14 protein-coding genes and 4 tRNA genes are annotated in these 21,350 nt (G+C 40.0%); 12 read left to right on the forward strand and 6 right to left on the reverse strand.

The window, feature by feature from the left end:
* The first annotated feature begins 4 nt into the window (after positions 1 to 4).
* Both GLIP_RS08490 and GLIP_RS08495 read left to right on the forward strand, forming a co-directional pair.
* Positions 5 to 1,861, forward strand: a complete 1,857-nt coding sequence (locus tag GLIP_RS08490; protein ID WP_008844201.1) for a GldG family protein — start codon at positions 5 to 7, stop codon at positions 1,859 to 1,861.
* Complete coding sequence (locus GLIP_RS08495) at positions 1,858 to 2,880, forward strand: DUF4340 domain-containing protein (protein WP_008844202.1); 1,023 nt, start codon at positions 1,858 to 1,860, stop codon at positions 2,878 to 2,880. Before GLIP_RS08490 ends, GLIP_RS08495 begins: the two co-directional genes overlap by 4 nt.
* Before the next feature lie 70 nt (positions 2,881 to 2,950).
* Here the strand turns inward: GLIP_RS08495 and GLIP_RS08500 are convergent, their stop codons facing one another.
* From GLIP_RS08500 to folD, 4 genes are all read right to left on the reverse strand, one after another.
* Positions 2,951 to 3,916, reverse strand: coding sequence for a hypothetical protein (locus GLIP_RS08500; RefSeq protein WP_008844203.1), 966 nt, complete (start codon positions 3,914 to 3,916; stop codon positions 2,951 to 2,953).
* A gap of 78 nt (positions 3,917 to 3,994) precedes the next feature.
* Positions 3,995 to 4,396, reverse strand: coding sequence for a DUF1415 family protein (locus tag GLIP_RS08505; RefSeq protein ID WP_008844204.1), 402 nt, complete (start codon positions 4,394 to 4,396; stop codon positions 3,995 to 3,997).
* The gene (locus tag GLIP_RS22405) at positions 4,374 to 4,556 is read right to left on the reverse strand and encodes a DUF1415 family protein (RefSeq protein ID WP_008844205.1); all 183 of its coding nucleotides are present in this window, start codon (positions 4,554 to 4,556) and stop codon (positions 4,374 to 4,376) included. The genes GLIP_RS08505 and GLIP_RS22405 overlap by 23 nt, the downstream gene beginning before the upstream one ends.
* 3 nt (positions 4,557 to 4,559) lie before the next feature.
* Positions 4,560 to 5,414: a bifunctional methylenetetrahydrofolate dehydrogenase/methenyltetrahydrofolate cyclohydrolase FolD gene (gene folD / locus GLIP_RS08510; RefSeq protein WP_008844206.1), complete on the reverse strand. Its 855-nt coding sequence runs from the start codon at positions 5,412 to 5,414 to the stop codon at positions 4,560 to 4,562.
* 251 nt (positions 5,415 to 5,665) lie between these two features.
* On the opposite strand from folD, the gene GLIP_RS08515 reads away from it, so the two are divergent.
* From GLIP_RS08515 to GLIP_RS08545, 7 genes are all read left to right on the forward strand, one after another.
* Positions 5,666 to 6,292, forward strand: a complete 627-nt coding sequence (locus GLIP_RS08515; RefSeq protein ID WP_008844207.1) for a GNAT family N-acetyltransferase — start codon at positions 5,666 to 5,668, stop codon at positions 6,290 to 6,292.
* Positions 6,293 to 6,367: 75 nt separating this feature from the next.
* Positions 6,368 to 6,628, forward strand: coding sequence for a DUF5062 family protein (locus GLIP_RS08520; protein WP_008844208.1), 261 nt, complete (start codon positions 6,368 to 6,370; stop codon positions 6,626 to 6,628).
* Between the two features lie 178 nt (positions 6,629 to 6,806).
* Positions 6,807 to 6,883, forward strand: a tRNA-Pro gene (locus tag GLIP_RS08525).
* Positions 6,884 to 6,908: 25 nt separating this feature from the next.
* Positions 6,909 to 6,985 (forward strand) — tRNA-Arg (locus GLIP_RS08530).
* A gap of 104 nt (positions 6,986 to 7,089) precedes the next feature.
* Positions 7,090 to 7,165 (forward strand) — tRNA-His (locus GLIP_RS08535).
* A gap of 3 nt (positions 7,166 to 7,168) precedes the next feature.
* Positions 7,169 to 7,253, forward strand: a tRNA-Leu gene (locus GLIP_RS08540).
* A 359-nt stretch (positions 7,254 to 7,612) separates the two neighbouring features.
* A complete protein-coding gene (locus GLIP_RS08545; protein ID WP_040522443.1) occupies positions 7,613 to 8,992 on the forward strand; it encodes a sulfatase-like hydrolase/transferase in 1,380 nt (459 codons plus the stop codon).
* 32 nt (positions 8,993 to 9,024) lie between these two features.
* Here the strand turns inward: GLIP_RS08545 and gspC are convergent, their stop codons facing one another.
* Positions 9,025 to 9,867 (reverse strand): type II secretion system protein GspC, encoded by an 843-nt coding sequence (gspC, locus tag GLIP_RS08550; protein WP_040522444.1) that lies wholly within the window; start codon positions 9,865 to 9,867, stop codon positions 9,025 to 9,027.
* 386 nt (positions 9,868 to 10,253) lie between these two features.
* Here gspC and GLIP_RS08555 point away from each other — a divergent pair, with 386 nt between their 5' ends.
* The 3 genes from GLIP_RS08555 to GLIP_RS08565 all read left to right on the forward strand — a co-directional run bounded on the left by GLIP_RS08555 (position 10,254) and on the right by GLIP_RS08565 (position 18,160).
* Positions 10,254 to 12,314, forward strand: coding sequence for a S8 family peptidase (locus GLIP_RS08555; protein ID WP_008844211.1), 2,061 nt, complete (start codon positions 10,254 to 10,256; stop codon positions 12,312 to 12,314).
* Positions 12,315 to 12,481: 167 nt separating this feature from the next.
* Positions 12,482 to 15,763 (forward strand): ligand-binding sensor domain-containing diguanylate cyclase, encoded by a 3,282-nt coding sequence (locus GLIP_RS08560; protein ID WP_008844212.1) that lies wholly within the window; start codon positions 12,482 to 12,484, stop codon positions 15,761 to 15,763.
* A 369-nt stretch (positions 15,764 to 16,132) separates the two neighbouring features.
* On the forward strand, positions 16,133 to 18,160 hold the full coding sequence (locus GLIP_RS08565; RefSeq protein ID WP_008844213.1) for a S8 family peptidase: 2,028 nt from the start codon (positions 16,133 to 16,135) through the stop codon (positions 18,158 to 18,160).
* 87 nt (positions 18,161 to 18,247) lie between these two features.
* Here the strand turns inward: GLIP_RS08565 and GLIP_RS21395 are convergent, their stop codons facing one another.
* Positions 18,248 to 21,196: a sigma 54-interacting transcriptional regulator gene (locus GLIP_RS21395; RefSeq protein ID WP_008844214.1), complete on the reverse strand. Its 2,949-nt coding sequence runs from the start codon at positions 21,194 to 21,196 to the stop codon at positions 18,248 to 18,250.
* Positions 21,197 to 21,350: the final 154 nt, after the last annotated feature.

Raw genomic sequence — 21,350 nt, forward strand, 5'->3', positions numbered from 1 at the left:
TAGCATGAGTAAGTTTTCCACCTCTTTAATTCTTATTTTGTTGGGCGTGTTATTTTTTGCGCTAACCGTTTTGAACAATCAGTTCTTGAGTCCCGTTCGTCTGGATTTAACTGAGAATCAAGTTTATTCGCTATCCACAGGTAGCAAAGAGATAGTGTCTAACATTGATGAGCCGATTAATTTATATTTTTTCTTTTCGGATAAATCTTCTAAAGGTATGACGTCTTTGCGCAACTACGCGAACCGCGTAGAAAGCATGTTGCAAGAGTATAGCAAAGTTGCTGATGGTAAAATTAACTTGCGTATTGTTGACCCTGAGCCGTTTTCAGAAGCCGAAGATCAGGCTGATGAGTTTGGCCTCACAGCTGCTTCTATTGGTGCAATGGGAGATTCCATTTATCTGGGCTTAGCCGCGACTAATTCGCTTGATGATCAGGAAGTTATTAGCTTTTTTGACCCACAAAAAGAAAAGTTTCTTGAGTATGAAATAAGTAAATTAATTCATAAGTTGTCTCAACCTCAATCGGTTAAAGTGACTTTGGTGAGTGATTTACCCCTTGCTGGTGGTCAAAACCCAATGACCGGCCAATTTGATCCTGCGTGGACGTTTTATATTCAGTTGCAACAATTGTATCAAGTTGAACAAATACCCAATGCAGCGGACGCTTTACCTGAGGATACTGATGTCCTCATGTTGGTTCACCCTAAATCGCTAAATGAATCTTTGCTTTATGCAGTCGATCAATACGTTATGCGTGGTGGAAAATTAATTGTTTTTGTTGATGCAAACAATGAATCAGATCCGATGGCGATGATGGCTGGCATGGGGGCAGCGACTGAAAACCATTCTAATCTACCTCGCCTATTTGAAGCTTGGGGATTGCAATTTAATGATAGCCAAGTGTTGCTTGATGCAGAGTTAGGTTTGGATATTCGAACTGCTGATGGGGGCGTTGCTAGGCACTTCGGATTTGTTGGTATACAGTCGCAACAGCTTGACCGGGATGACGTAACCACTGCAAGTTTGGAAATCATCAATGGCGCTTCTTTTGGAACCTTTTCTAAATCCCAAGGTAGTAAATTACGTTGGACGCCACTTATGCGCTCTTCGGCTAATTCGGATTTAATGGATGTGGCAAGCTACGCGACCCTGCGAGATCCTAATGCCTTAGCACGGGAATTCAATCAACAAAACCAGCAGCGTGTGTTGGCTGCTCGACTACATGGTAATGCGACGTCAGCATATACACAGGCCAATGCGGAAACAGACTCGAAATTCGTAACCTCGACTGATCAACTAAATGTGATAGTAGTAGGGGATACCGACCTATTAGCCGATAGATTTTGGGTCCAACAAGCTAACTTTTTTGGCGAAACTGTGTATACCCCTTTTGCCAATAATGGTGATTTTGTGACCAATGCGGTAGAAAATTTAGGTGGTAGCAATGCACTTATTAGCATTCGTAGTCGCGGCACATTTGCACGCCCTTTCAATACTGTAGATGCCTTAAAAGTTGAAGCTGAGCGCAAGTTTCGTGAACAAGAGCAGCTTTTACAGCAACAACTCGATGAAACTGAGCAGCAATTAGCACAATTGCAAAGTCAACAAGGGGAAGGCGCTGGGTTAGTAATGCTGCCTGAGCAACAGCAGGCGATCGACGAATTTGTTGAAAAACGTATAGAAATTCGCAAAGCATTACGTGAAGTGAGACATCAATTGGACAAGGATATTGAATCTCTGGGTAATTGGTTAAAATTCCTTAACATTGCGGTTGCGCCTATCCTGTTAATGCTTATTTTAATGTTACTAGCAAGATTGTTGCGTACTAAATCTAAAGGTGATGAGGGATTTGAGCAATGAATAAGCAATTGATTTCTCTGCTGGTCATCATTGTCGCTTTGGTTTCGGCTATCTATTTTCTAGTCATCAAAGCCGATCAGCAAAGCGATGAGAAAATGAAATTGTTTCCGGAACTTGCTAATCAAGCTTTGAAAATTCAACAAATTCAGCTTACTAGAGTAAATGGTGAATTGTTCAACGCACGCCAAATTGAAAATAATTGGGTGACTAGCTTAGCGGAACGTCAAATAGATTACCCTCTGGAGCAAAAAGCCCTAGCGGAACTCGTTGAAAGCTTATCCAAAGCAACATTGTTTGAAGCAAAAACGACAAAAAGCGAAAATTTTGAGCGTTTGGGTTTACGGGATATTGATCAAGTTGATAGTCAAGCAACCTTAGTTGAGTTACGCACGTCGACAAAAAACTATCGCGTACTAATTGGCTCTCAGGCAAGTTTAGGGCAAGGTTCCTACGTGCGACTGTTGGGTCAACAACAAACTTGGTTGTTAGATCGCGTCATTGCATTACCTTCTGATCAAAACGCGTGGCTAAAACAGCCAATATTAGACATTTCAGTTGACCAAGTTAGTTTTGTGCATCGTTTAGGTGAATCAGGTTTTGAAATTGTTCGCGATGCTGGAAAGCAGGGTGAATTTCAGTTAAAAAATATTAGTGTTAACCAGCAGCTTAAATATGACAGTATTTTAAGTGGATTTGTAGATAACCTAGTTAATCTCAAGTTTGAACAAATTGTTAAGCCAGAGGCTGCTGGATTTAGTCCTCAAGCTGTCACCGCAGAATACGAAATTGGTCTACAAGATGGGCGTATAATTAATCTCTGGCTTTGGCAAAATGAAGAGCAAATGTTTGTGCGTTTTGAAGGGGATTCTGGAAAATATTGGTATGATTTAAACTATCAACTATCCAGCTTTTCTTATGGCCAAATTTCGAAAGTATTCTCTGACTTTATTCAAGATAAAAATAGCCAGATTCAAGAACCACAGGATTTACCTATTGATGAAGGTGAATCTCCAAACTAGCGTATTGCGCATAGATTTGGATAAATAACTAGGCTCACACTAGATGGGCCTTGATGTTTTCTGCCGAGCCCTAAGAAATAGCCATTTTAACTAAGTCTGCGACTATCACCGTTAATATTGGTGAGGTAAACAGTAGTAGTGATTTAATATTTTCCAAGATGCCCCGTGCACCGCTCATTTTAGGAAATAATAATCCTAATTCATCTTCGGAAACATCAGGATCTTTTATTGACGCTTTTCTTATCACTAAGTGTTTTAAAACCTCTGAAGTTGGTATAAATAAGGCAACAACAATGCCCACATAAAAGACGCTCATAATTAACGGATATACAAATACGATATCTACAACCACATTTTTATTAGGTGAAATGAAAACCGAAAACCATTGATACTGGAAAAATAGTTGAGCAATGGTTGTCGATAAGAAAGTGACAGTAATGTAAAACAAGGCTTTGAAGGTTTTAAGTAGCTCTAAAATACCTAGGTATTGTAAATTACGTACTCTGAAACAAATGTAAGTTAACAAGATAGAAACGAGGTAAACCCCCACGAACCCAAGTCCAGCTGTCAGATCAATGGCCTTTTCAAATGAGACTAGCTCTGAAAACTTGTCTATAGAATTAATATGCTCATATAATTTTTGCGCTATGCCGCCCCCTAAGTCTGCATAAAAATAAATATAAATAAATAATGCGAAACTAGAAAACAGCACAGAATAAAAAACAATATTTCTACTTAAACCAGTGCTTTTAAACATGAAAATATTGAAAATGCAGAAAAACAGTAGATAAAAATTCACTACACTCGAAATGATAAGAGATATCCCCCAAGCTGATCGGTAAATCGTTTCTTTCACCGGCTCAAAGTGTTTCGCTTCGAAAAGCGTATCAGCTGTTGCAAATGTATGAGATATCCCTAATTTATTTTCAAATAATGCGTATAAAGCTAGGTAAAGAAAAAACAATAAAACCGGAGATAACAGAATAGGGAATTCTCGATATTGGGAAATACCTTTAGCTGAAAAACTATTTTCCATGAATTAAATCTTAGTTGATGTTTTTAAAAACCTAGATCATCGTCCGGAAAAGTCAAGTTGTTGACATAATTCAGAAATTTAGATTTTCATACAAGATGCAAGTAACACCTTTAGCTCGGCTTTTCCCATACTGTGGGCTTTGTCGATGTTATTCTCGGGGATTTGTTCTGGGTGTTTATAGGATTTAATTGCTCGTTCTAAACTTTGCTCTCTGAGAAGATGGAGGGTTGGGTGAGGGGAGCGATTGGTATAATTGGCCGCTGAATCTATCGATTCACCCTCGAAAACATATTCGGGATGGAAACTAGCAATTTGATATATACCCACATAATCGTTTTCTTCTAACCATTGTTGCGCTACATCAACTAAATCTAAGTAATCAAAAAAATGGTTAAATCCGTTGGTTAACACGATCAGAGTGGTTTCAGTTTTGCTGTGTTGATTGAGGTGTTCAATTTCAGCCTGTAATAAACTTAACACCGTCTTTTTGTTTTTTTTGTGGACAAGGCACATAACGAATACTGTTGCGTTGCACCTCTCGTTTGGCGAATGGGCAGAAATTTAAACCTATTACGAGTTTATTCACCCATTCTTTGGTTTGTTCTATATAAAGCGTACTATTCAGTTCACTATCGGACATTAATTAACTTCGATACTTTACATAAGCTTCTAACGTGTTTTCGATTAAGCTGGCGACCGTCATAGGGCCGACTCCGCCAGGAACAGGAGTAATCCAGCCTGCACGTTGTTTAGCTACCTCAAACTCCACATCGCCTACAAGCGTGCCATCTGTTTGGCGATTGATACCGACGTCAATCACTATTGCCCCCGGTTTAACCCAATCACCGGGTATAAATTCTGCTTTGCCCACTGCTACGACTAAAATATCGGCACGTTGGACGTGGCTTTTCAGGTCTTGCGTGAACTTATGGCAAGTGGTCACGGTGCAGCCTGCTAATAACAATTCTAGCGACATAGGTCGACCGACAATATTAGACGCTCCAACGATAACTGCGTCTAAGCCTTTTGCAGGACGTTTTGTGGATTCGATAAGGGTCATTATGCCTTTGGGCGTACAAGGCCTCAGAGCAGGCATACGTTGAACCAAACGGCCAATGTTGTAGGGATGGAAGCCATCTACGTCTTTGTCTGGTTGAATACGCTCAAGTACTTCTTCGGCATTTAATCCCGCAGGAAGTGGTAATTGGACCAAAATACCATCTACTTCAGGATCTGCATTGAGATCATCGACCAATTTTAATAGATCTTGCTGGCTCGTGTTGGCTGGTAAATCATGTGCTTTATCAACAAAGCCAACTTCCTCACAGGCTTTGCGTTTATTCGCTACATACACACCGGACGCAGGGTCGTGTCCGACTTTTATCACCGCCAGACCTGGCGGTCTTTTTCCTGCTGCAGTAATTGCTTCTACTTGAAAGGCGACATTTTCTCTCACCTGTTTGGCAATGGACTTTCCGTTTATAAGTTGTGCTGGCATTTACTTGGCTTTCAAATTATAGATTGGGCGTATTCTCCCACAAGCATGGTTAAGCTATCAATCTAGAGTTGCGATTAATTCCGAAATTGTTTGTTGATTTGCAGAGTCATTAAAACGACTTTTTGGATGAATTACCTAGTTATGACCATTTGATATCGACTTCGCATGGGGGAATTCGTTTTGAATTAACGTATAATCTTTAAATAATTTATTTTGGTTTTCACAACCACAACTACATTAGGAATACCCTTTTGCAATTATCTGCCGTTGAGATATTTGGCTATTGCGCTTCGGCGTTAATAGCATTTTCATTAACTCGAGACTCGATTGTGCGACTACGTTGGTACAACCTGTTTGGAGCTTCATCTTTTTGCGTTTATGGCATTATCATTGGCGCAGCCCCAGTTGCATTGCTAAATGGATTTATTGCCATCACCAATATTGTTTACTTGCGTAAAATGCTGTTGCAAGCCGAGCAACATTTTTCGGTGTTGGAGGTGAGTTTGCCTTCTAACTATGTTGATTTTTTTCTTGATTATCATCGTCAAGATGTACATTCCCACTTTCCACGCTTTTTCAAAAATATTCGGCAAGAGAATCGACGATTCTATTTTATGATGGAAAATACTGAAGTTGTCGGATTGCTTTCAGGTTATCCAGATGAGAATAATCACTTTATCGTTGATTTCGACTTTGTGATACCGGCATATCGAGACTGTCGACTTGGTCAATTTGTGTTGGGTGAAGGTCAAAGACTCAAGACACAATACGGTTATTCAGATGTTTTCGCCAAAGCAGATAGTATTGAGCACGAAAATTATCTACATCAACTTGGTTACTCTCCCGACAAGAATGGTATATGGTCATACTCTGAGTAGAATGAAGCTAACGTTGTTAAATCGCGCGTTTAAATTTTACGATTCGCAATACGCGTAAGCAGTAAAGGACAAAGTGTGAAAAAATTAAAGAATGAACAACAATTGTTGAAAATGGCGATCAGCGTAGGAGAAACCTATGCAAAAAATCGGGGTTATGATGGATTTAGTCAAACCATGGGGCAAAAAGAAAAAGTCGAAATAATTTATCGGTTATTAGTAAACGATAAACTAATAACTGCATTGGGAAACGATTCAGAAGATTTATTAAGTATGAAACATCGATTGGCTGTGTGGATAAAAAATAAATTACCAGCCAATCACGCGTTATTAAAATAAAATTCACTCGCAACGGATCACTTTCTAAAATCAAGCACTTAAATGGGTGTTTTTATGGTCGAATTGCTTCTAATTTGAGCATATAGAAATTTTGTCGAAAAAAGTGTTTGACGAGGTTAGGGCAAGTGGGTAATATGCGCCCCCCGTAGCGATGAGGTTTTTAGTTGCTACATTTGTTCGGTGAGTAGCGCAGCTTGGTAGCGCACTTGGTTTGGGTCCAAGGGGTCGCAGGTTCGAATCCTGTCTCACCGACCATTTTTTGCTTGTTCAGATTCGTCGAGCGTCCGTAGCTCAGCTGGATAGAGCACCCGCCTTCTAAGCGGGTGGTCGCAGGTTCGAATCCTGCCGGACGCGCCAGCGGAACGGTTGGAAGAGAATTTGAAGTTTGATACTTCTGGCAAGTAATAAAATCTTAGTGTAGAAATATGCTAATGTTAGAAAGTAAGTAGTAAAACACAGTGGTGGGCGTAGCTCAGTTGGTAGAGCCCCGGATTGTGATTCCGGTGGTCGTGGGTTCAAGCCCCATCGCCCACCCCACTTGCGGAAGTGGTGGAATTGGTAGACACGCTGGATTTAGGTTCCAGTGCTTCACGGCGTGAGAGTTCAAGTCTCTCCTTCCGCACCATCTTTAGAATTCAATTAATCTATTTTATTTAACGCATTAAATTTTGGTTTATCTGTCAGCCGAGAAATAGCCGTTACCCCAAATTTATACATTCTCACCTAGTTCAGTTCATTATCGTTCATGAGACTAAAAATCTTTGCCTATGTTTTTCAAGATGGCGCAATAAGTGTTTGCTCTGTCGTCATCAATAGCTAATGGTTTATATTAATTTTTATCCGCTACTTTATAACTGTTGTGTTTAATTATATTTAAAAGTATTCTTTACTGGTGTCTAATTAGCGCTTAAGGAACTAATTGTACTTAATTATATTGATGGTTCAGCAGAAACGTCTAAAATTTTAAATGTACTTTTATTTTCAGTGTTCTCTTTGTCGCTTATTTCTTGTTCAAGTCAAACAGACCTTAAAGCAAACACAGAAAGTAAGCCTAACGTCATAATCATCATGGCGGATGATTTAGGTTATGGTGATTTATCAAGTTACGGTGGTAAATACAATACACCCAATTTAGATAAAATGGCTGAAGGTGGTTTGCGTTTTACTGATTTTCATTCAAGTGGCACTCTTTGCAGTCCAACTCGGGCTGGATTAGTGACTGGTCTTTATCAGCAACGCACGACAGTAGATGGTGTGGTTAATGCTAATTCTAAACATCCTGCTCACCAATTAGGGGTCGACCCAGAAAAAATAATCTCTTATCCAAAGCTAATGAAAGCTAACGGTTATAAAAACGCGCTGTTTGGTAAATGGCATCTAGGATATCTTGATCGTTTTCATCCTATGAATTTTGGTTTTGATAAATTCGTAGGCTATTTAAGTGGCAATATAGATTACATCTCACACTATGATCGTATGGAAATCTTTGATTGGTGGCATGATCGAGAACAGGTTGTGGAAAATGGTTATTCAACCCATCTTATTACCGAACAAACGGTAAGCTTTATAGAAGAAAATAAACATTCACCATTTACCATTTTAGTTGCTCATGAAGCGGTTCATTCTCCCATTCAAGGCCCAAATGATCCCATCCAGCGAGGCCCTAATAAAGTAAAGCGAGTTAAATTAAGACCTGATCAAGAAACATTTGCTTTAATGTTGCGCGAATTAGATAAAAGTGTTGGTGAAATTCTTCAAGCCGTGCACAAAGCTGGTATTGGTGAAAATACCTTAATTATCTTTACATCTGATAATGGGCCAATGTCGCTCGCTTCAGCTGGCATTTTGCGCGGTAAAAAAGGAAGTATATATGAAGGAGGGCATCGTGTGCCCAGCATTGCATACTGGCCTAGCGTGATAGAAGCTAATACTACTACAGATCAAACCGTTATTAGTCTTGATTTAGTACCAACCATGTTATCTGTAACTAATACTAAACAGCCACCTGATTATCAGTTTGATGGGGTGAATATAATGCCAGTTTTTAAAGGTCAGGATTTACCCGAGAGAATGTTGTTTTGGCGTAACGGAGGGAGTTTTAAAACCTCGACAGGTTTGACAACGTTGGACTCTGCAAAAGCGATGCGTGATGGAAAATGGAAATTAGTGGCAGCTCCTTATTTTAAGCAGATAGAGCTGTTTGATTTGAGTAATGATTTACAAGAGAAAAATAATATTGCCAATAAACATCCGCAAAGAGTAGAGAGTATGCTGGGTTCACTCAAAGAATGGGAAAATGAAATGCTAACCTATTTGCCATATCAAATAATCCCAGAAAAAGCGGGTAGTGAGAATAAACGTTAAAGACGTTTATTCTCAAAACAATATCTGAACTGTTAGTATTTGCGGATACTCAAGTTGTCTGACGGGATATCCAAATATAAATTAATCACTTTGCCGCCTCTAAGCACGCTAAACATTAGGGTTTGTGCTGTAGGGATTAATTGTTGAACAGCTTCCATACCTTCTTCAGTGGTAATGTCATTACCATTAATTTTTTGCAGTATGTCGCCAGCTTTGAATTCAGCAGCTTTATATAATTTGGGATTCATCCCTGGAAATACTTCAAATCCAGCAGTTATATTATTTTGCACAATTGGCGAAATGTTAATGATGTGCTCAAGTAGTTTAGGGCGATTACCGATAGACTTAGCAATGTCTTCTGCGCTGGAGTGCTGGTCGTAGCCTCTTTCTTGATTTGGTGAGCGATTATCTAAATGCTTAGTGTCATCGCTTGAAGCTGTCCCTCGCAATAACAATACTTGTCGTTCTCCGTCATTGGACAAAATCACTCTGTCGTTTCTTATTTCCAATATAATCGCATTGGTATAAGCAATTTGGTCATCGATAAAATAAGTTCTAATTTGCAATCGAGATTGAATCGTTGCCGATGCTTCTGACTCATCATTACTCGCTACTACACCTATTAGTGAAATATCCAGAGGTGTAGAAGTTAATCCTTCTAAATCAATCTTTGAATTATTGTTTGTTGATTGTTGTGATGGATTTTGCTGTTCAAAATTAACTTCGTCAGATTCATCAAATAACTCATTTTTGACTTCTTCTGATAGCTCTACGGGATCATGGTTAGGAGTAGAAAACATAAAATAGCTGAGTACTGCTATAGCTATGATCAAAAGACCAAGAATAGTTTTATTATTGTTATTTTTATTGCTCATACTGACAACTCAGGGAGGTTTAAGTGCTGTTGATGCTAGCAGATTAACTTTCACAGACAAGACTCTATAGGGATATTTTTAGGATACATATTTCATTTCGCTAGAATAGAGGCTTCTAATTCTCAATTTTGTTATATAAAAACGTTGGTTCTATTAACAAAATTGGAAGGTAATTTATTTGCACCATCTAAAATGACTTAAAAAATGAATAAATTGGAGCATATATTACTTTATATTTTAAGTCTTTGTTTCATAATTTAAGTCTTCTATTTTCGAGATTTAAAATAATCCTTTAATATCAGTGTCTTGCTATTTTTTGAACAGTTGGCATAGTGTGTGCTTTATCCGTTTTAGAATTTAAAGTTTATCCGTAGTGGAGTGGTAATATGAGTTTTTTTACAGATAAGAAGACATTGTTAGTTGGAGCGATTTCTCTAATCAGTAGTGTTTCGGCAGTGATGCTGACAACTCAATCTAAAAGTAATAGCGTCCCTTTCTTTACGGAATCAGGTAGTACCCCGCAAATCGCAGTCAGTCAGCGCGTACGTCAAGAGCAATCATATATCCTTCAGGGGTTAAGTCGAGATGCATTGGTCGCAGCGGTGGAGAAGGTAGGTGGAGCAGTCGCTCGTGAGTTTCCTATCATTAACGCTATAAGCGCCTATTTATCCACTTCACAAGCCGATGAATTAGCCAGCATTTCTGGGCTACGCCTCACAGCAGACAGAAAGGTAATGACTACAGGGGTAGGGAACGGATTAACTTCTTTACTTGCACCGGGGCAAAACAAAAAATTTGCAATTGATAACGATATTACCACTCAAACCCAAGCTGACCAGTTACATGATATTGGCATAACGGGGAAAGGTGTGACGGTAGCTGTGCTAGACAGTGGCACTTTAATGAGTGGCGAAAAAGGTAAATACTTACTCCGCAATCAATATGACCGTTCTCGCGCATTTTATAAATATGACGCAATTAAAAGTAAAAAGAATCGTAAACTAAATGATGATCAAAACGGCCACGGTAGTCACGTGACGGGCATCATTGCCAGTAGCTTAAAAAGTGACAACGGTAAATTTAACGGCATGGCACCAGATGTGTACTTGTTGTCGGTAAAAGCGTTTGATGCGTCAGGTAACGGCAGCTATACAGATATTCTAGATGGATTGAATTATGTTTACCAAAACCGTAATCGTTATCGTATCCGTGTTTTGAATTTGTCGTTGGGTGCCAGTGTGCAGTCTAACTATTGGAGTGACCCTATTAACCAGGCAGTGATGCGTTTATGGGAAGCAGGTGTGGTGGTTGTAACGTCAGTGGGTAACACAGGCTCAGACTATGCAACAGTAACTGTACCGGGCAACAACCCTTATATCATTACCGTAGGTGCCTTAACAGACAGTTATACACCGGCTGATACAAGCGATGATCGTATGACGACCTTTTCATCAAAAGGGCCGACAGTGGAAGGGTTTGTGAAGCCCGAGATTGTGGCATTTGGTGGACATATTAGTTCAAAAATGGACAAGCGATTGCTGCAAAATAAGAACTACGTAGCGTCAGATACGGGTGAAGATTACCACATGGTATCGGGTACGTCGCAGGCAGCAGCGGTAGTCACAGGAACCGTTGCCTTGATGTTGCAGTACAATCCTTATTTATCACCGGATGATGTGAAATGTCGTTTAATTGATTCAGCGTCAAGTGTGACGAACCCCTCTACTGGAAAAGCTTACGGCCCTTTCACACAAGGAGCAGGTCTTATCAATGCCCATGCAGCGGTAGTGAGCACAGCATCAGGTTGTGCCAATGTGGGGTTAGATATTCAAGCAGATTTAAATGGCGTCGCTCACTTTAAAGGTCCAGCACGCGTGACAGCGCAAGGTCAACTATTGTTAGCATTAGGAAATGGTGATTTTGTAACGGAAGGTTCAGTGTGGGACGGTAGTACAGCACTTGAAGGTTCAGTGTGGGACGGTTTGACCTCTATTGAAGGTTCAGTATGGGATGGTTTGAGTGCGCTTGAAGGCTCAGTATGGGACGGCAGTACCATGATTGAAGGTTCGGTGTGGGATGGCTTATCGCGCATTGAAGGTTCAGTGTGGGATGGTTTGACGATATTAGAAGGTTCGGTATGGGACGGCAATTCGGTACTTGAAGGTTCAGTGTGGGACGGCCTGACTCAGCTTGAAGGCTCAGTGTGGGATGGCTTGTCTAGCCTTGAAGGTTCAGTCTGGGACGGCACTTCTAATCTGGAAGGGTCTGTGTGGGATACGCTATCACGCATCGAAGGCTCAGTTTGGGATACGTTGACGAGCTTGGAAGGTTCAGTATGGGATGGCAATGCCTCAATTGAGACGGTTGAGCAAACGTTACTGGATGAGAGTGTGGTCAATGATGAACAAGAATCTAATGCATTATTAGAGATTGTATTAGACGAGTAAGATTCGCCAATTTGAAATAAAAGCTGCATTCAATTTGGATGCAGCTTATTTATATAGAAGAGAAAAGTTCTTATTTGTGAATGAAAGAGTTATCAATTTAGGTTGAACAAGCGGTAGCTGGCGACTAATATGCTTCTGCCCTTATCAATTAGGACGAAAATAATTACATGAAGTCATTGATGCTAGTGAGTAAGTTAAAATTGCAAATGGTACTATTATTAATGGTATGCATTAGTGCTTTTAATGTTAAAGCAGACAATGAAAATATCAAATTCCAACGTATTACCCTTGATCAAGGGCTCTCACAAGAAAATATCCTGACAGCATTTCAAGACTCAGCCGGTTATATGTGGTTTGGTACTCAAGAAGGACTGAATCGCTACGACGGCTATCAATTTAAAGTTTATACTTATAGCTCACGAAATAAAGAATCATTAAGTTCTGATTGGATTTATTCAATCATTGAACCGCAAAAAGACGTATTGTGGATAGGCACTAGAAACGGCATAAACGTCTTTGATAAGAGTACGCAAGCGTTCAAACACTATCGGTACAATGCGGATAGCAAAAGTACTATTAATTCTGATACGGTGCGCGTGCTTTTCCACTCATCAAAAAATCAAATATGGGTCGGCAGTGATAACGGGTTAAATATTTACAACCCCTCTACTGACGACTTTACCAGTGTACCTTTAACGTCAAATGAAAAAGAGCGGGTGGTAATTCAAAGTATTGCTGAAGATAAACAAGGATATTTGTGGATAGCCGCGAATGGATTAGGCGTAGTTAAACTCGATCCACTTAGCAGACAGGTTTTAGTCGATGCAGCTGAAGTCGATATGCTCACAGGTACACAATCAAATCAGATCAAAACGCTGATTGTGGATAATCAACAACGTTTATGGTTGGGAAGTGCTAATGGCGTTTCAGTGATAACTCTTCCTGAGTCAGAAGAACAGGATTTTAGTGTTTGGCAACCAGAAGAACTTAAAAGCCAAAAAATTAGTCATATTTATCAAGACAGAAATAATAAAATTTGGTTAGCGACAGCTCAAGGGCTATTTAGATTAGAAAGTGACGGTGAATCTTTCTTGCACATTGAACAGGAAAAACAAAACCCATACAGTCTTTCTGATTCACAACTTACCTATTTATTCCAAGATCGCGGCAATGTATTTTGGGTTGGTAGTATTAAGGGGCTTAATAAATGGAATACGGCTACGTCAAATTTTGATCACATTCGCGAAGCGGCGGATAAATCTAAAAGTTTAAGTGGCAGCTATGTTAATTCATTCTACGAAGGCAAAGACAATCAAATTTGGATTGGTTCGTTAAGTGGTTTAGATTTGTTGGATGAAAAAACCCGTGATATCCAACATTTTAGGGCTGAAGAAAATAATACAAATTCATTGCGCAGCAATCGGGTGATGACTCTTTATTCCAAGAATGGAGATGAGTTATATATTGGTTATCAAGATAAAGGCATGAGTAAACTTGATACCCGAACAATGCAGTTTACTCATTACCCCAGCGACAAGTCTAATCCTGATGCTTTATCCGCCCAAGGTGTCACATCAATCGAACCTGCTGGCAACAATAAATTATGGATAACCACCTTTGGTGGAGGCTTAAACCTATTTGATACCAAAACAGAAACCTTTACCCGCTACTTGTCTGATGAAAAAGATTTGCAAACGTTAAGCAGCAATAAATTGATGACTGTGCACAAAGCAAGTGATGGGCTTATTTGGGTTGGGACTTGGGGAGCAGGATTAAATATTTTCAACCCGACCACCGGAACGGCTATGCGAATTCCGTCAAATCCTGATGATCCAAAGTCTCTTGGCAGTAAAGAAGTTTGGTCCATATATGAAGACTCTGAAGAGAATATATGGTTAGGTACAACTGGGGCAGGTTTAGCTAAGTTGTCTAAGGAAAATCGCAAGCTTGGCAAATTTGAGTTTGAGCGTATTTCACGGTACGAGGGATTACCAAGTAGCAACGTATTTGGCATCCTCGAAGATGACGAAGGCTTCTTGTGGTTAAGTACAAATCGTGGGATCAGTAAATTTAATCCGCAAACGTTAGAGTTATTAAATTACGATAGCTCACATGGTTTGCAAGGCAATGAGTTTAATGCGGGGGCCTTTTATCGCTCGCAGGCAGGTAAGCTATATTTTGGTGGAACCAATGGCGTAACGGCATTTTTCCCCGAAAAAATATCGCCAAATCAGCACGTACCGCCAGTAGTGCTCACGAAATTTCAAAAACTTAACGAAGTGTTTGCGATTGATTCCTCTGGAAAGCGCAGTAATAGTATTCAAATCTCACATAAAGATTATTTAATTGCATTTGAATTTGCTGGGCTAGATTTCTCTTCACCGACTAATAATCGTTATTTATATAAACTAGAAGGATTCGACAATAACTGGATTGAAGCCGGTGATATTCGTAAAGCTACTTACACCAATTTGCCTGCTGGAAGCTATTTATTCAGAGTTAAAGCGTCTAACAACGACGGAATTTGGAATGAACAAGGTGCAGATGTCGCACTGACAGTTTTACCTGCGCCTTGGTATTCTTGGTGGGCTTATACCATTTACATTCTAATTGCACTTGGTGTTGTTTACTGGATATATCGCTCTTATATTAACAAGCTTGAAAAAGAAGCTAATTATCGACATGAACTAGAATTAGAGGTAAAAAGTAGAACCGTCGAATTACGTGAAGCGAATGAACAACTACTTAATGCGAGTGTTACTGATCAGTTAACCGGATTACATAACCGCCGTTATTTAAACAGCATTGTAGAGCAACAGTGCGCAAGTGTGTTTCGTGATTTTGAACAATCACTTAGTGCTGGTAATTTTAGCGCCGAGAGTGGCCCCAGATTGTTTTTCTTAATGTTTGATTTGGACGGTTTTAAGCCGATAAACGATACCTATGGTCATGATGCTGGCGATAAAGTGATCTGCCAGGTAAGTGATTTATTGAGAGCTGTGTGTCGTAAATCTGATACCGTTATTCGTTGGGGAGGAGATGAGTTCCTCGTGATGGGACGGGTAGAAGAAGTTAAAGAAATCGAACTGTTAGCTGAACGTTTGCGTAGCAAAATTGCTGGATATGGATTTGATATAGATCTTAAACAAAAAATGCACTTATCGTGTTCCATTGGATATAGTATGTATCCGTTTTCTCATCACTACCCAGACTCATTGAGTTGGGAGCAAGTACACTTGCTTGCAGATAATGCTTTATATAAATCCAAAGAAGCTGGACGTAATCAATGGACAGGAATTTTACAATCAGTAGAAATGCCACCTGTCAGCATTATGAATACTTTAACTCAGAATATTGATAATGTGATTGACGAAGGTTACGTGCGAGTTAAGCAAGCAAATATTAGTCAAGATTCTAAAATCTTAAATATCAAAACTCGACGCAGATAAAGCATTGAAGAATAATTAAAAGATTCTTCTTAATTATTGGTTAATGAAATGTTGATGTGTTTTACCATGTATATATCGACATTTCATAGTTCAACTTATTCCTACTTAGCAACTCCTACCCAGCGACTAAATCCATAACTCATTGAAAAAAGGTAATTTATTTGCTCTTTTAAAAACGACTTAAAATATGAGCGTTTTTAAGCATATACTTATTCATATTTTAAGTCTGTATTTCATAATTTAAGTCTTCAATTTTTGAGATTTAAAATAATCCTTTAATATCAGTGGCTTGCTGTTTTTTGAACAGTTGGCATAGTGTGTGCTTTATCAGTTTTAGAATTTAAAATTTATCCGCAGTGGAGTGGTAAAATGAGTTTTTTTACAGATAAGAAGACATTGTTAGTTGGAGCGATTTCTCTAATCAGTAGTGTTTCGGCAGTGATGCTGACAACTCAAACCAAAAGTAATAGCGTCCCTTTCTTTACGGAGTCAGGTAGTACCCCGCAAATTGCAGTCAGTCAGCGCGTACGTCAAGAGCAATCATATATCCTTCAGGGGTTAAGTCGAGATGCATTGGTCGCAGCGGTGGAGAAAGTAGGTGGAGCAGTCGCTCGAGAGTTTCCTATCATTAACGCTATAAGCGCCTATTTATCCACATCACAAGCAGATGAATTAGCCAGTATTTCTGGGCTGCGCCTCATGGCAGACAGAAATGTAATGACCACAGGGTTTACCAGTGGATTAACGAATTTACTTGGCGGTAGCACAACTAAGCAATTTGCAATTGATAATGATATTACCACTCAAACCCAAGCTGACCAGCTACATGATATTGGCATTACTGGGAAAGGTGTAACGGTAGCGGTGCTAGATAGCGGTACCTTAATGAGTGGTGAACAGGGTAAATATTTATTACGTAATCAATATGATCGTTCTCGCGCATTTTATAAATATGACGCTATCAGTAGTCTTAAAAACAGAAAATTAAATGATGATCAAAATGGTCATGGTAGTCACGTAACAGGCATCATTGCCAGTAGCTTAAAAAGTGACAATGGTAAATTTAACGGCATGGCACCAGATGTGTACTTGTTGTCGGTAAAAGCGTTTGATGCGTCAGGTAACGGCAGCTATACAGATATTCTAGATGGATTGAATTATGTTTACCAAAACCGTAATCGTTATCGTATTCGTGTTTTGAATTTGTCGTTGGGTGCCAGTGTGCAGTCTAACTATTGGAGTGACCCAATTAACCAAGCAGTGATGCGTTTATGGGAAGCGGGAGTAGTGGTTGTGACGTCAGTGGGTAACACAGGCTCAGACTATGCAACAGTAACTGTACCGGGCAACAACCCTTATATCATTACCGTAGGTGCGTTAACAGATAGTTATACACCGGCTGATACAAGCGATGATCGTATGACGACCTTTTCATCAAAAGGGCCGACAGTGGAAGGGTTTGTGAAGCCTGAGATTGTGGCATTTGGTGGGCATCTCAGCTCTAAATTTAATAAAGACTTATTATGGAATAAGAACTACGTAGCGTCAGATACGGGTGAAGATTACCACATGGTATCGGGTACGTCGCAGGCAGCAGCGGTAGTCACAGGAACCGTTGCCTTAATGTTGCAGTACAATCCTTATTTATCACCGGATGAAGTGAAATGTCGTTTAATTGATTCAGCGTCAAGTGTGACGAACCCGTCTACTGGAAAAGCTTACGGTCCTTTCACACAAGGAGCAGGTCTTATCAATGCCCATGCAGCGGTAGTGAGCACAGCATCAGGTTGTGCCAATGTGGGGTTAGATATTCAAGCAGATTTAAATGGCGTCGCTCACTTTAAAGGTCCAGCACGCGTGACAGCGCAAGGTCAACTATTGTTAGCGTTAGGCAATGGTGACTTTGTAACGGAAGGTTCAGTGTGGGACGGTAGCACAGCACTTGAAGGTTCAGTATGGGATGGTTTGAGTGCGCTTGAAGGCTCAGTATGGGACGGCAGTACCATGATTGAAGGTTCGGTGTGGGATGGCTTATCGCGCATTGAAGGTTCAGTGTGGGATGGTTTGACGATATTAGAAGGTTCGGTATGGGACGGCAATTCGGTACTTGAAGGTTCAGTGTGGGACGGCTTGACTCAGCTTGAAGGCTCAGTGTGGGATGGCTTGTCTAGCCTTGAAGGTTCAGTCTGGGACGGCACTTCTAATCTGGAAGGGTCTGTGTGGGATACGCTATCACGCATCGAAGGCTCAGTTTGGGATACGTTGACGAGCTTGGAAGGTTCAGTATGGGATGGCAGTGCTTCAATTGAGACTGTGGAGCAAGCGCTTCTAGATGAGAGTGTGGTCAACGATGAACAGGAATCTAACGAGCTATTAGAGATAGCTTTAGACGAATAAACTTCAATCTTTATAAATGAAAGCCGCATATACCTTTGGTAATGCGGCTTTTTTGTGAGAGTTATAAAAGATTAATTAGAAAAACAATTATGAAACTGAGCTTTCCAGTTCGCGTTTTAATTTATAAAAAGTCGGTTCACTTACGCCTAACATTTCTGCAGCTTGAGCCATGCTATAAACAGGTGTACTGAGAATCCCTTCTAATACCAATAACTTGATCTTCGCAATACAGTTAGCAATCTGGATATTGCCAGTCGCGATGGGGATAAGGGCTTCAGTAAGTTCATTCCAATCTGAAGGGCGCTCAGTTATACCTGAATCAATTTCGTTTAGAATTTTTTCAACTTTGCGACGCGCAGTGCTTTGCGAAATGGACAGTCTGGCAGCAGTTAACCGCATTTTACGATCGGTAGCTAAATAAGTTTTAATAATAAGCTCTTCTTCAATCCATGTTCCGTAAGGGGCATTAAAAAACTGCGGGTGTTGCCCAGATTTAGCAAGTTGCTCCTTAAACACTATGAGTAACTGTTCAAGGTATTGTTCAGAATTGACATGACTAGAACGCAATTTTTGATTGTTGTTAATCGCTACCGGAGTGGGTGTCACGTATTGTTGGGGATGATGATGAGACAGTTCTTTGTCATGTTGACTAGCGGGATTTGCAACTTGAACATTTGGCTTAGACAGGTCGCTAGTTAAAGTTGATTGGTTGTCGATAGCTTCATGCTCAATATTTAATAAATCCCAATTGATTTCTGAGCCTTCGCAGAGCAGAGTCGCTTGCATTAAACGGTTTTCCAATTCTCGAATGTTACCAGGCCAGGAATATTCAAGCATCTTTTTAAGCGTGTCTGGTGTTATGGATGGTTTCGCTACTTTAAATTGCTCAGCAAACTTTTTCAAAAAATGGGTGGACAATAGTGCTATATCATCTGTTCTTTCACGCAAAGGGGGATTCTGCAAAGTTAATACATTCAAGCGGTAGTATAAGTCTTTTCGAAATGTACCAAGTTCTACCTCCTGAGCAAGATCGCGGTTAGTAACGGCAATAATTTTGACATCTACATTAATCACCTTGTTTCCGCCTACTGGGGTAAAATGTTTTTCTTGTACAAATCGCAGTAACTTGGTTTGCATATTCAGCGGTAACTCGCCAATCTCATCCAATACTATTACGCCGCCGTTTGCGTCTAAGACCTTGCCAGAAGAGGTGTTTTGAGCGCCAGTAAATGCACCTTTCACGTAGCCAAAGAGTTCTGATTCAATCAGAGTCTCAGGAATTGAACCACAGTCAACTATCACCAATGGTTTGTCATTGCGATTACTCATTTGATGTAATGCGTTGATTAGGCGTTCTTTCCCCGTACCACTCTCTCCGGTAACCAAAACTGTGGTATCGGTAAGGGCCGCCCGTTTTGCTTGTCGCATCAGGTTTTCCATTGCCGTTGACCGATAAACAATGCGGCTGACTTGTAACCCTTCTTTTAGCTGTGCTAATTCGATCTGTAGTTGTTCGTTTTGACTTTCTAATTTTCTATTTAATTCTTCTTCCAAGCGGCTACGGCGCAATGCTTTACCTAATTGACGAGTTAGCCCAGACAACAGTACTTTTGTATCATGCTTTACTTCAAAGCGTTCTGCATGACCACATATAAAGAAACAATCCTGAGTTTCTATCTCGAGTGGAAGCACTAATATAAGCGCACTTCCCATATATCGTTCCGAAGGCTTTTTAGTTTCGATAGCAACTTTTTGCATCTGTTTAATTTCAGCTAAAAAAGCGTGATCTTTCGTATTTAGCGGCGTCGCATTGTCATCTGAATCAATAGAATACTTGTACTCGGTCTCGTGACTTTCCTGTGCGCTTATAATTCCTGCACAGACGAAATCAAATGTTTGTGCTAGACGCTGCACGACGCTTTGACACAACTGGGAAAAGTCGAACTTATCAGCAATCAGGGAAGAAATATCCCACAGTAACAACATATTTCGATAATCAGTTACGGTATCTGCTGTAAATATACCGCCAAGATAATTAAATTGTTGTTGATACAGATTAAAATCATCTTTGTGCCAGGTAATTATAGAGGGCTGATTCTCTTGTTGAGCGACCTTTAACGCTTGGTCGGCGCGATTGATCAAGGTGTTAGCTCGCTCGCTCTCAGTATCGACGAATTCATCATGCTCAACGATTGCCGCACCTAAATCGAATTGTAAGTTTATCGCACCATCTAAATATTGTTTTTGCTGTAAAATACGCTGGAGCTTTTTAGCTAAACTGGCTACATCTGTTTTTTCATTGGCTGGAAAAGCGACGCCAAACAACGCCCCTCCAAAACGACTTAGTATATCCCCTTCACGAGTTATTTCTCTCAGGTTGCTAGCGATTTCGCGAATTACATTATCACCAAATTGATGACCAAACTTCTTATTAATCTGATGAAAGTCGATACAATGCACCATCACTAAACCGATTGAAAAAGCTTGGCTAAGCTGTGCTACTTTGCTTTGTAAAACGGGTCTTGGACACAGATTAGTGAGTGGATCAGATAATAGATTTAAAAAATCACTAATCAGTCGAATTTGCATTCCAGCAGAAAACAGCAGCTGCTCAGTAGTTGCACTGATGTTGGCATCTTGTTGGTTAGCTTTTGTTGGCTGCAGCAACCAGTTGGTAATAGATTGATTAAAGATTAGCTTTACGAAATAACTTTGCTCTGTTTTGAATGATTGGATAGGAGCACGGCGTGATTTCTGCTCACCGGTCGTTTTTACATTTTCAGTGTCTAGCGCAAGGTTTACGATTTCAGGTTGAATACATTCAGTTATGCGAATCAACAGGGTTGTCTGATTCACAGGATAATAATGGATAGCTTCATTTGCTGATGAGCGCAACTTTTCGGAAGAATCAAAATACCCTAACTCTTGCTCGGCAATTGCATAATCTGAAGAGTTTTCACCAACCCAAAACTGTTCCGACTGACCGGATATTTGAGGGTAAAACATACCGACATGTTTCGCACCAGAAATTGTCATAATGCACGTTAGATGATGCAGGAGTATATCTTTTGGGTTCAAATTAGGCTCAAATTCCAGTCCATTTCAGCAAATAATATTCCACATATTAAGCGGTTATGCAATTGAGCCAGTGAAGAGATTTTAAGCTAATTCTCATCAATATTACGCCAGA

The organism is Aliiglaciecola lipolytica E3 (genome assembly GCF_000314975.1).
Classification (GTDB): domain Bacteria; phylum Pseudomonadota; class Gammaproteobacteria; order Enterobacterales; family Alteromonadaceae; genus Aliiglaciecola; species Aliiglaciecola lipolytica.

Excerpts from the sequence above, each read along its gene's own strand:
- GLIP_RS08490 (WP_008844201.1), top strand. The coding sequence starts at position 5 with ATGAGTAAGTTTTCCACCTCTTTAATTCTTATTTTGTTGGGCGTGTTA.
- GLIP_RS08565 (WP_008844213.1), top strand. The coding sequence starts at position 16,133 with ATGAGTTTTTTTACAGATAAGAAGACATTGTTAGTTGGAGCGATTTCT.
- GLIP_RS08555 (WP_008844211.1), top strand. The coding sequence starts at position 10,254 with ATGAGTTTTTTTACAGATAAGAAGACATTGTTAGTTGGAGCGATTTCT.
- folD (WP_008844206.1), bottom strand. The coding sequence starts at position 5,414 with ATGCCAGCACAACTTATAAACGGAAAGTCCATTGCCAAACAGGTGAGA.
- GLIP_RS08500 (WP_008844203.1), bottom strand. The coding sequence starts at position 3,916 with ATGGAAAATAGTTTTTCAGCTAAAGGTATTTCCCAATATCGAGAATTC.
- GLIP_RS08560 (WP_008844212.1), top strand. The coding sequence starts at position 12,482 with ATGAAGTCATTGATGCTAGTGAGTAAGTTAAAATTGCAAATGGTACTA.
- GLIP_RS22405 (WP_008844205.1), bottom strand. The coding sequence starts at position 4,556 with ATGTCCGATAGTGAACTGAATAGTACGCTTTATATAGAACAAACCAAA.
- gspC (WP_040522444.1), bottom strand. The coding sequence starts at position 9,867 with ATGAGCAATAAAAATAACAATAATAAAACTATTCTTGGTCTTTTGATC.
- GLIP_RS21395 (WP_008844214.1), bottom strand. The coding sequence starts at position 21,196 with ATGACAATTTCTGGTGCGAAACATGTCGGTATGTTTTACCCTCAAATA.
- GLIP_RS08495 (WP_008844202.1), top strand. The coding sequence starts at position 1,858 with ATGAATAAGCAATTGATTTCTCTGCTGGTCATCATTGTCGCTTTGGTT.